The sequence below is a fragment of the Bacteroides sp. 214 genome (assembly GCF_010501015.1).
Taxonomy (GTDB): domain Bacteria; phylum Bacteroidota; class Bacteroidia; order Bacteroidales; family Bacteroidaceae; genus Bacteroides.
Genome location: NZ_QVML01000006.1, coordinates 115644 through 127973, shown reverse-complemented (window position 1 = coordinate 127973; position 12330 = coordinate 115644). Strand labels below are relative to the sequence as shown.

General features: G+C 43.1%; 8 protein-coding genes. 1 reads left to right on the top strand and 7 read right to left on the bottom strand.

All coding sequences use genetic code 11. The features are described from left to right. The first annotated feature begins 44 nt into the window (after positions 1-44). A complete protein-coding gene (murF, locus tag D0T50_RS06400; RefSeq protein ID WP_163222682.1) occupies positions 45-1340 on the top strand; it encodes a UDP-N-acetylmuramoyl-tripeptide--D-alanyl-D-alanine ligase in 1296 nt (431 codons plus the stop codon). 371 nt (positions 1341-1711) lie between these two features. Here the strand turns inward: murF and D0T50_RS06395 are convergent, their stop codons facing one another. From D0T50_RS06395 to D0T50_RS06365, 7 genes are read right to left on the bottom strand one after another with little or no spacing between them, the layout of a single operon-like run. After that, positions 1712-3505, bottom strand: coding sequence for a serine hydrolase (locus D0T50_RS06395; protein WP_163222681.1), 1794 nt, complete (start codon positions 3503-3505; stop codon positions 1712-1714). A gap of 28 nt (positions 3506-3533) precedes the next feature. Further along, positions 3534-4349 carry an N-acetylmuramic acid 6-phosphate etherase gene (gene murQ, locus D0T50_RS06390; RefSeq protein ID WP_163222680.1) on the bottom strand — a complete coding sequence of 272 codons (816 nt, stop codon included), beginning with the start codon at positions 4347-4349 and terminating at the stop codon, positions 3534-3536. A gap of 5 nt (positions 4350-4354) precedes the next feature. After that, a complete protein-coding gene (locus D0T50_RS06385; RefSeq protein ID WP_163222679.1) occupies positions 4355-5194 on the bottom strand; it encodes an ATPase in 840 nt (279 codons plus the stop codon). Continuing rightward, positions 5191-6354, bottom strand: a complete 1164-nt coding sequence (locus D0T50_RS06380; RefSeq protein WP_163222678.1) for an acyltransferase family protein — start codon at positions 6352-6354, stop codon at positions 5191-5193. Before D0T50_RS06380 ends, D0T50_RS06385 begins: the two co-directional genes overlap by 4 nt. A 4-nt stretch (positions 6355-6358) precedes the next feature. After that, a complete protein-coding gene (locus tag D0T50_RS06375) occupies positions 6359-9190 on the bottom strand; it encodes an FAD-binding and (Fe-S)-binding domain-containing protein (protein ID WP_163222677.1) in 2832 nt (943 codons plus the stop codon). Continuing rightward, on the bottom strand, positions 9191-10426 hold the full coding sequence (locus D0T50_RS06370) for an exo-beta-N-acetylmuramidase NamZ domain-containing protein (protein WP_163222676.1): 1236 nt from the start codon (positions 10424-10426) through the stop codon (positions 9191-9193). 14 nt (positions 10427-10440) lie between these two features. Continuing rightward, on the bottom strand, positions 10441-12315 hold the full coding sequence (locus tag D0T50_RS06365) for an MFS transporter (protein ID WP_163222675.1): 1875 nt from the start codon (positions 12313-12315) through the stop codon (positions 10441-10443). Positions 12316-12330: the final 15 nt, after the last annotated feature.

The window sequence follows — 12330 nt, the reverse complement described above, 5'->3', positions numbered from 1 at the left end:
TGTTTCGTATCTTTGCGTAAAATTTTTACGAAAGTACACGAAGTATGGAAATATCATCTCTTTATCAATTGTTTCTTAACTCGGCAGGAGTAACTACCGATAGTCGCAACTGCCAACCCAATACACTCTTTTTTGCATTGAAAGGCGAATCGTTTAATGGCAATACTTTTGCCGAAAAGGCCTTGGCAAGTGGTTGCTCGTATGCCGTTATTGACGAAGAAGCGTACCTGCCTGTAGACGATAACCGATACGTTTTAGTGAGTGATGTATTGAAGACCTTGCAGCAGTTGGCTAATTATCACCGCAAACAGTTGGGAACAAAGATTATAGGGATTACCGGTACAAACGGAAAAACCACCACAAAGGAGTTGATTGCTGCCGTGCTTTCGCGCAAATTCAAGGTGCTCTATACGCAAGGCAATCTGAACAACCATATCGGCGTACCGCTCACGCTCTTGCAATTGAAGCAAGAACATGATATAGCTGTTGTTGAAATGGGGGCAAGTCATCCTGGCGACATAAAAGAGTTGGTAGATATTGCAGAGCCCGATTATGGTATTATTACCAATGTAGGTAAAGCGCACTTGGAAGGGTTTGGCTCTTTCGAAGGGGTAATGGCAACCAAAGGAGAATTGTACGATTACTTGCGCAACAAACAAAACAGCTTGCTTTTTGTAAATTCGGACAACCCCTATTTAATGGAAATGAGCAAAGGGTTTAACGTTATTTACTACGGAAAAGAAGGTACACCTTATGTAAAAGGATGTGTTACCGGCAATTCACCGTTCCTTGCACTGGAGTGGGAAGCTACTGACAACCAGAAACATCGGGTAGAAACCCAGCTTATCGGTGATTATAACTTCACGAATGCTTTGGCTGCCGCCACCATCGGCACTTTTTTTGGCGTAGAGGCTACCGAAATAGACAAAGCCTTAGCAGCATATACCCCACAAAACAATCGTTCGCAACTGAAGAAAACTGCCTACAACACACTGATTATCGATGCCTACAACGCTAACCCTACCAGTATGATGGCTTCATTAGAGAACTTCCTGAAGATGCAGGCAGAACATAAAATGGTTATTCTTGGCGATATGCGCGAGTTGGGAGCAGACAGTGTAGAGGAACATACAAAAATAATAAACTACCTGAATGGAGCAAACTTTGAAACGGTTCTGCTCGTAGGCGATGTATTTTCATCATTACCGCACACGTACCAATCGTTTAAGCACGTGGATGAATTACTGCTAAGGTTGCAAAGTGACCCACTGAAAGGAAAAACCATTCTAATAAAAGGTTCCAACAGCATTAGGCTGAATAAAACATTGGATTTATTGTAGGCGTATTCAAGCCATAGGCTGACGGGTTGTGAGACTATGGCTGACGGGGCGTGAGACTATGGACGACGGGCCGTACGCCTATGGACGACAGAGAATGAAACTATGGCTGAAGAAGTGCATCTAAATGGAGCTTTAAGCAATGCCTTTTTTCCGACTGTTTTTTGCTTCACTTCTGACTGTTTTTTACTTCGTTTCTGACTGTTTTCTTAACACAAAACAGTCAGAAAATTAGGTGTGAAAACCCCGTGAAGGCAAAAAGGATAGGTCTTCACACACAACCCGCTTACTTTTAGCTTGTTACAGCGTTTTGTGAAGGTGAAGACCCATTTCGTAAAACTCTATTTGGAGAGTGTTTTTAGCTTGTCAACGTGTTACAAGTATTTCTTTATCGCCTTTCCCCAAATTTCATATCCTTCGCTCTTCAAATGTAATCCATCATTTGTAAGTTCTTTGCGCATAATATTGGTTCTGGGCTGAACAAAAAGTGGAAATAGGTCGATGAAATCGATGTTTTTTTCTTCCGCCAACTGTTTCAGACAAGCGTTGATGGCAGGAATCTGATCAGTCTTTCCTGTCATCTTTTTGTAGCGACCAAACGATTCATTAATAGGCAAAAGGCTTTGTAAATACAGTTTCGTTTTGGGCGATTCTTGTTGTATTCTATCAATCAGGAGTGCCATGCGCGAAACTATTTCATCGGTAGAAAGATCGTGCGAAACATCATTGGTGCCACTCATAAGGAATATTTTCTTTGGTTTCCCCGGAAGTATCTGGTCTAAGCGGTCGTAGATTCCCATAATTTCATCGCCAATGATACCGCGGTTCACAATTTTTTTCTTGCCGGTAAGCTCACTCCAATTAGCATTCTCGGTAAGGCTGTTGCCTAAGAAGACAATGTCTTTGTCGGTTATTGAGGGTTGCGCAGCAAACTCGGCTACCTTTGTATAGTAGCGTGGAAAATAGAGACGGGCAGGCGGACAGTCGATAGCCGCAGCTACGGCATTTGCCACAATAGAGCGAAGCCGAACCACACCACCCGCATCCTCGGGATGTACACGATTAGTTAACAGAATAACAGCCGTGCCATTATCGGGGTCGATAATAAGCGAAGTACCTGTGTAGCCTGTATGTCCGTAAGTGTTAGGTCCAAACAAGTCGCCATTATTAGAGGCATAGGGAGAACAGACATCCCAACCCGGTGTTCTGCCAAACTGTGCCACATTATTCGGAACTGTGCGCATCATCCTTACCCCCATTGGACTAAGTATGCGTTTGCCATTATATTCACCGTTGTTTAGCAAGGCTGCTGCCAGCAGTGCAACATCGGTCGCATTAGAAAATATTCCCGCATTGCCCGATATGCCACCATTCATAATCCGCGCCAACGGATCGTGCACCACACCTTTCAACACACTACCATCTTTTTGTTTTTCGGTAGGAGCTGTAAGTGCCAAGGTTTCGCCCTTTGGCTGATAGTCTGTATGGTTCATACCCAATACATCAAAGATATTTTCTTTAGCAAAATCGCGTAAGTTCTGCCCCGAAAGTGTTTCAATAACACGTTGCAATGTGATGTAATTAAGGCAGCTATATTGGAAACCGGTACGTGGTTTGAAGTCTCTTTTACAAGTAGCGATGTGTTCAATCAGTCCATCAGGATTGGGTGCGCCATATTTGGCTTGCAGGCTATCAACATTGGCGTAAGGAGGAAGTCCCGAAGTGTGCGTCATGATATCCACCATGCGGATATCTGTGGTACGTCCATCTTCGTCTGTCCACCCCTCAAACCCCGGAATATAATCTTTCACACGATCCTGCAGGCGGAATTTCCCCCGTTCAAGCAAGATAACCGCAGCAACGGCAGTAGACATAGATTTACTTACAGAAGCCATATCAAATACCGTATTCACCTCCATTGGTTCTATGCTTGGATATACCTGTTTGTTGCCATACGCTTTGAGGTAAGCCAGTTTGTTTTGATGAACCACGGCAAGCACCGCTCCCGGTATTTCTTTTTTTGCAATAGCATCCAATATCACTTCATCAGCATATGCCAAGCGACGAGAGTCCATACCCACCTCTTCGGGGGCTACTTGCGGCAAGGGTTGGGCAACAGTTTGCAAAGCAAACAACATGCACAGTAAGAATAATATTTTTGTTTTCATTTTTATAAGAGATTTAAGCGGAGGTTATCTATTTTGCTCTGTAACTATCTACAGCTTTTTTCACCGAGCCATGCAATAGCAATAAGGCTTTCGCCTCATCATAAGGCAGGTTCAATTCATCAACAATCATGCGTGTGCCACGATCCACCAACTTGATGTTCGTGAGTTGCATATTTACCATTTTATTTCCTTTCACCCTGCCCAGTTGAATCATTGTAGAGGTGGTAATCATATTGAGAATCATCTTTTGTCCTGTACCCGATTTCATACGCGAACTTCCCGTTACATACTCCGGTCCTACAATCATCTCGATGGGCACATCTGCTTCTTCAGCCATAGGCGAATCGGGATTACTGGTTATGCATCCGGTTAAAATGCCATGCTTGCGCGCTTCGCGCATTGCACCAATAACATAGGGTGTGGTGCCCGATGCAGCAATACCAATCACGGTATCTTTATCGCAGATATTGTATTGCTGCAAGTCTTCCCATCCTTTCTCGGTATTATCCTCCGCCTTCTCCACCGGATTGCGCAAAGCAGTATCGCCACCGGCTATCAGTCCAATAACCAATGTAGGAGGCATACCAAATGTTGGTGGTATTTCCGAAGCATCCAATACGCCTAAACGACCACTGGTTCCAGCACCCATGTAGAAGATACGTCCGCCCTGCTTCATACGTTCAACAATTTGTGTAACCAATTTCTCTATTTGCGGGATGGCGGCTTTTACTGCCAGCGCCACTTTTTGGTCTTCCGTATTAATGTCATCCAATATTTCCCGAACGGATTTCTTTTCTAAGTCATTGTAGAGCGAGGATTGCTCTGATATCTTCACAAATGCCATATTTTTTATTTTTTTGAATGATACACAACTAAGCCCTCCATAGGACTTTGCTCTATTTTTCCAATGGTTAACCCTGTTGCCTTGGCAGCCTCCAGCAATACTTCTTTATAATAGTAAGCTACCGAACCAATCAGGTTTACAGTATATGTTTTGTAGTCATACTGCATCACGTTACGCTTAAAGAAAGAGATAAAGCTATTCAATACAAGCGTACGCAATTCGGGCTCATGGATATTCTGCGCAAGAAACGGAGATACACTTGCCAAAAACCTATTAGGGAAAGGCTGTCGGTATACTTTTTCGATAACATCACCGGGTGTAAGATTGAATTGTTTCAAGAACTTTTCTTTGATTTCGGGAGAGGTTTGATTCTTCAGGATGTCGCCCACCAACAGTTTGCCAAGCACGGCACCACTACCTTCGTCGCCCAAGATAAAACCAAGTGGAGAAACATTGGCAGCCATATTCTCTCCGTCATAATAACAGGAGTTTGAGCCTGTACCCAAGATACAAACAATACCGGGTTCGTCGCCACACAATCCATGTGCGGCTCCCAACATATCGGTATCTACCTTCACCGTGCCACTTACTTCAAATTGTTTGCGTAGAATGGCTTCCATCATTGGTATTTTCTCGGGCGTGCAACCCGCCCCGTAGAAATAAATAGACTCAAAAACCTTTGTAGGCAATTCCGGTTGTATCTTGTTGATGAGCTCATCAACGATATCCTCCTCCGACTGGAAGTAAGGGTTCATCCCTTTTGATAAAACCTGACGGACAACTTGTCCGTGTTCCACAACACACCAATTGGTTTTTGTGGAGCCGCTGTCTGCTATTAGTATCATATCTTTATATATATTTTCTTTTTATACAATATGTGTCCAACTACCCAACAAAACGCTACAAATAACAAAGCAAATGCCAATGAAGCGGGATAATCGCCGAGCATAGGCTGCAAAATTACTTGATACATATATCCTTTTAACGAAATAACACCTTCGCCATGAGGTACACGGATGTTTCCAATCAAGATAGAAACGACACCTGCCATCACGTAAATAAACAGTGGATTTACTCCAAACGATTCAAAGAAACGGCTCCATGTTTTATATCCTTTCACATCAATAATCCAGATGAGCAAGGCAAGAAAGCTTGAACAGAGTCCGCAGGTAGCCAACACGAAAGTGGGCGACCATATCTTTTTATTGATTGGGCAGCCATAACTGAATAAAAATCCGGCAAAGGTAAGGATTGTACCAATGAGGAACAAGCGTTGCAACTTTTCGTTGATATCTGTAACCTCCATCAGCAATCTGCCACAGCAGAAGCCAACCAACACATGCGCAATAGCAGGGATGGTACTCAGCAAGCCTTCGGGGTCAATACCGTTATCTTTGTACATATGATTTACACCAAGAACAGCACGGTCTACAACGGAAAGTATATTTGTTTCGTTGTATTCAAAGCCATTTCCGCACAAAAGCAAACAGAAGTAGCCTATTAATAGCACAGCTATTAAATAAGGAATATGCTTATGCTTCATGACCAAAGCAATGATAGCTGTTGCGCCATAACAAAGCGCCAGACGCTGCATCACTCCCAGAATACGAATATTCTCGAATGTCCAAACAGACTGCCACAAGCGGGAACCAAAAGAAATTTCCTCACCCGATAGGGAGTTCCATGTGCGGCAGAAGAGAGAAAACCACGCTATACCCAGCCCTATAGCAAAGATAACAATCGTTCGCTTGATGATTTTCCATGCAGCATCTTTGCTGAATTCAAAACGATATTTGCGTAAGGAGATATAGGTGGATATCCCCATAATAAACATGAAAAAAGGAAAAACCAAGTCGGTAGGAGTCAAACCATTCCATGCCGCATGTCCCAACGGCGCGTACACTTTCCCCCATGATCCCGGGTTGTTCACCATAATCATGCCTGCAATTGTGATGCCTCTCAGAACATCTAAGGCTAATAAACGTTGAGCAGTGGTTTTCTTCATAGAGTTATTTATTAAGAGATTTAGTACATTTATCTACTAAGTAAACAATGGAAACGTATGGAATACCCGCATTGGTAGACAATCCTATTTCGCACGTACGACTGTTTGAGTAACCTATTTTAATAGAAGATTTATCTATCTGTGGCTTTAACTTCCGCAATGCGTATGCGTTTACTTCGGGATGCGTGAACCCTTTATCACCGGCAAACCCACAGCAACCTACTTCTTCGGGGATAAGGACATGGGTAGAGCAGCGTTTTGCTAAAGAAACAAGCTGATCGCTCAACCCCATTTTTTGCATGGAACAGGTAATATGCACGGTTATTGGTTCACTAATTTGTGTAAACACAAGCTTATCCAGCAAGAAAGTGTTGATAAACTCTACCGGTTCATAGAGTTGGAGTGATTTCATTTCATGCTTCATGCGGTACAGACACGGACTCTGATCGCACAAAACAGGATATTTGCCCTGCTCGCTCGCAACAATCAAAGCAGCCTCCAGCTCTTTTGTCTTTTGGTCGGCAATATCCATCATCCCTTTACTTTCCCAAATGGTGCCACAACACAGTTTATCCATTTCGTGAGGGAATATAACTTCATAACCAGCCTTGTGCAATAAAGCTATCATCTTATTTACTAAAGGTAGTTCCTCGGGCGATTTCTTTGCCAAACCCATTGTTTGGTTAATACAACTGGGGAAATAAACCACTTTTAGCGGAGAGGGTGTATTATGCGCTATTGCTTTCTTCACACGATAAGCTTTCGGCATAGCGGGTACCCATTGTGGAATATCGAGCAAATTGTGCATTCCCTTCGTTATACTATACATCAGCGGAGTACCCAGCAGGGTATGTGCCGTATTTGCCAATGACAGTACCGGACGAAGCATATTCTTCGTTCCCGCAAAATGATGAGCCACATACGCTCCAAGTTTATAACCTGTGCTACCAACAGGCATTTCTGACTGGCGAATGTCATGCGTCAAATCGCCGGTATCGATTCCCATCGGACAGGAAGTTGCACACAAGCCATCTCCGGCACAGGTTTGCTCTCCCTGATAGGTATATTGTTTGCGAAGCTGTTCTAAGCGTTTGGCATCTTCGTTTGTATTTTCCAATCGTGTAATTTCTCGCTGTAGCACGATACGTTGCCGCGAAGAGAGTGTGAAACCGCACGTAAGGCAGTTCACTTCGCAAAAGCCGCACTCTATACATTTATCCACATGCGGATTGGTAAGCGGCAATGGCTTAAAGTTTTTGATATGGCAATGTGGGTCATCATTGAAGATAACACCCGGATTGAGCAAGTTCTTGGGGTCGAAGAGTTGTTTCACAGCTTTCATAATATTAAAAGCTGCTTCGCCCCATTCATATTTTACGAAAGGAGCCATATTTCTTCCTGTTCCATGTTCCGCCTTCAGTGAGCCATCATACTTATCGACCACCAAAGCAATTACATCATTCATCAACCCTTCGTAACGCGCTACTTCTGTATCAGAGCTAAACGATTGGTTAATAATGAAGTGATAATTCCCTTCCAATGCATGACCATAGATACAAGCATCATCATAACCGTGACGGGCAAGTAATTCTTGCAGTTCGGCTGTTGCCTCGGGTAGGTCTTCTATATGAAACGCCACGTCTTCAATCAAACTGGTAGTACCCAATTGGCGAGTTCCACCAACAGAAGGGAATATGCCCGAGCGTATGGCCCAATATTTGGCATACTCGCTCTCTACATCTGTGAAATGAACAGGAATGTATGTGGCGAAATCACGTAAGGCATTCGTTATTTCGGCAATGTTATCATCAAGTTCTGCTTTTGTCTCGGCAAAGGTCTCAGTCAGAACTGCAGTTAGTCCAACACCCGTAGCGTCGTTTACAGAAGCTAATGACTTCTTGTCCAACAGTTCGGCACCTTTTACAATCTGTTCACCACGCTCATTGGTTAACTTCTTCATCATAACCACCGCACGACAAGCCTCCTTTATATCGCTAAAATATAACATGGCACTCGCTTTATGCGGATAATCGCGCTCGGTACGCATTGTCACTTCAGAGAGGAATGCCAGTGTTCCTTCAGACCCAACCAACAAGTGTGCTATTATGTCAAAGGGGTCATCATAGAGGACAAAGGGAGAGATATTCAGCCCCACTACATTCTTAATAGAGTATTTATAACGAATACGTTTTACCAACTCTTCATCAGCACGTACAGAATCGCGCAAAGTTTCTATTTGTTGCAGGAAGGCAGCATGTGTTCTCTGAAAATCGGCACGACTTTGAGCATCGCCGGTATCGAGTATTGTACCATCACAAAACACCATCCGCACGGAGAGTAATACTCTGTCGCTGTTTGCATGAGTACCACAATTCATACCCGAAGCATTGTTCATCACAATACCACCAACCATAGCACTCTTGATAGAAGCCGGATCGGGAGCAAACTTCCGCCCAAATGGTTTGAGTATCTCATTTACCCGCTGGCCGACAATACCCGGCTGCATGGTAATGATTGTTGCCTCTTCCTTGAGTGTATATGATTCCCAATGTTTTCCGGCTACAATTAGAATAGAATTACTTATTGCTTGTCCCGACAAACTTGTTCCGGCAGCCCGAAATGTTACCGGCAAGCGATAGTTTGCAGCTACAGTCAGTATCTTGGAGAGCTCCTCTTCATTAGCCGAGCGAATAATGATTTGAGGTATAAGCCGATAGAAGCCTGCGTCCGTTCCCCACGCCAACCGCCGTAATTCATCTATATAAATTCGGTCTGTGGGTATAAACTCAGATACTTGCTGATAAAACTGTCGATATGTATCTTGCTTAATTTGCATTTACTTATACAGATAGTATTTTTTGGAAAGGTTACGAAAGCTGTCTACATCTTTGTACCAGTAATCCTTTATATCTTCCCAACTGTTGTTCTTACTAAAATCTTCACGTATCCGGTTGCTGCCCGAAACCAAGTCAAACATACGGAACCTGCCTTTATCGGCATGGTCAAAAACGGCATGATCGGGATAAAGCTTCGCCACTTCTTGCATTAGCAAGAATTGCACCTCACTCAACCGCGCTTTCTCATAATCTACAATATGCACCTGAACTCCCTGCAGCTGTTCACCTTTACCTACCGAATAAAATGGTTTCAAATGAATCGGACGGAAAATAAATCCCGGTAGTTGAAGCGCATTCATATTCTTTGCTAGTTGCTCCGCGTTAATCCAAGAGGTAGCAAACATCTGGAAAGGTATGGTATAGCCCACCCCAATAGACATATAACCCAATTCACCCAAAATCCCGCTTACCGGATAGAAAAACGCAGAATGTGGATGTGGAATATGAGGCGAAGAAGGTACCCATTGCAAGCCTGTAGCTACGTAATCCATTTTACGCTTCCATCCCTTCATCTTTACCACTTGCAAGTTACACTTCTTACCAAGCATATTTTCTTCATTCAGCATGATAGCTAACTCACCACAAGTAAGCCCATATAGATAAGGAATTTTGAACTGACTCACAAAAGAGATATAACCATCTTCTGCCAGGTTTCCTTCTATCTTCAACCCACCCAATGGATTGGGGCGGTCGAGAACGATAAATTCAATATTCGCTTCGGCAGCTGCCTCCATAGCAACGCCCATAGTGCTGATATAGGTGAAGGAACGACAACCAATATCTTGAATATCGTAAACCAGTACATCAACTCCTTCCAACATCTCGGGTGTAGGTTTGCGGGTTTTTCCATATAAGGAGTGTACAGGTACACCTGTACCCGGGTCGACATTGCTTTCTATTTTATCGCCTGCGTGCGCATCACCCCTCACACCATGTTCGGGTCCGTAAAGAGCAACCAACTGTACATTAGGAGATTCAAAAAGGACATCAATGGTTGATTTCAACTGATTATCTACACCTGTAGGATTTGTTATCAGTCCCACACGTTTTCCCTCAAGGCACTTGAAGTTTTGTTCTTTCAATACTTCGATGCCTGTTTTGATTTTTATCTTTTGTGCCTGAACATTGGCAAGTATCGCTGCCGAGAATATGGCTAATAAAATCGTTCTTTTCATTGTTTCAGGTATATTTATTGTTCTACTTCCTGCTCTTCTTTTGTTTTCCCATAATTGGGGTCTATCTTTAGCAATGCAACAGCAATTATTGGTATGATACTACAAATCATTACCCAAATAAAGAAATGGTTGTATCCAAGCAGCTCTTGCAGCCATCCGGCAAACATACCAGGTATCATCATACCCAATGCCATGAATCCTGTACAGATAGCATAATGTGCTGTTTTCTGCTCTCCGTCAGAGTAATACATCAGGTAAAGCATATAAGCAGTGAACCCAAATCCATATCCGAACTGCTCAATAAATACGCAGATGTTGACGATTATCAGGCTTTCGGGTTGTACTATACCCAGATATACAAAGGTTGCAATAGTTAGAAGCATACTGAAGGTCATTGGCCATAGCCATTTTCTTAATCCGCCTTTTGCAGCTACAAATCCTCCAATGATCCCTCCCAGAGTAAGTCCGATAATACCAATAGTACCATATACCAAACCAACTTCGCCGGTAGTAAGTCCTAAACCACCAATATCTCTCGAATCTAACAGGAAAGGATTGATTAGTTTTAATAACTGTGCTTCCGAGAATCTGAAAGTGAGCATGAAGAATATAGCAGCCAATGCCTGAGGCTTTTTAAAGAAAGACTTAAATGTAGAAGCAAATTCCGAAATGATGGAAGTTGCTGTCATGGTTGGATGCGGTTTATCCGAATCGGGCTTTGGAAGTGCTACCTTGTGGTAAAAACTAAAGAAAACAAATAGCCCTGCCAATACAAAGAATGTAATAGACCAGGCAAATGGAATATTACCAGAAAGTCCTTTATATTCTGCAGTAGCAGTTTCGGTAAGTTTTGGATCGGTCTGGAATACCAAATACGCTGGTTTGTTCCAGTTCTCTTCGTTGAAAGCTAAGCGTTCGCCATGAATAAGAGCAATACTTTTATCACCGCTATTCATGGTGGTATTTAGAACAATCTCTTTACCCGCATCTGGTTTCTTAGAGAGGGTAACAGCTGTAACAGCAATGTTGCCTGCCTGGTCTGAGATGGTAGCAACTTCTCTTTTTTCGCCGAAGTTGTCTCTTATCCAATTGCCTAAAGGTTTAGCTACATGGGTAGTCCACCAGCTGTCAGCGCTATCGACAGTAGATCCGCCAACGGCACCTTCTTTAATAATAAAACCATTTTCTTCATTCAACGATTTTATTGTTTTAAGGAATATCTTCAAGCTATCTTTAGAAATACCGTGTGTGCCTAATTGTACTACCTCCTTGTCTTGTATAAAGAACATCTCGCCTTGCGCGTTATCCGGGGTAGATACCTGAGGCAAATATAGAGTAGACTGGGTGTATTGGGGAGATACCTCGACATGCATCTTTACAGGCTCCATACCCGATACACTTTCAAGGAATCCAGCAAGGATAATCAGTACACCTTGCCCCATAATGGTAGCAACACGATAAAAAGTACTACGAATGCCTACATACTTGGCTTGTTGGTTCGTATCAAGACCAAGCATATAAAACCCATCGGCAGCAATATCATGGGTAGCCGAGCTAAAAGCCAGCAACCAAAAGAATGCCAAGGTTGCCTGAAAGAAAAAAGGCAAGGGTATGGTAAAGGCAATTCCTGCAAAACCGGCACCAATCAGCAGTTGCATGGTAACAATCCACCAACGCTTTGTCTTCAGTATATCGACAAACGGACTCCAAAATGGTTTGATAACCCATGGAAGATATAACCAGCTTGTGTACAGCGCTATGTCTGTATTGGAGATACCCATACGTTTGTACATAATGACCGAAATAGTCATAACCGCTACATACGGCAATCCTTCTGCCAGATATAGAGATGGGATCCACGCCCATGGTGATACTTTCTTATTCTTCATCCTCTATTTCTTTTT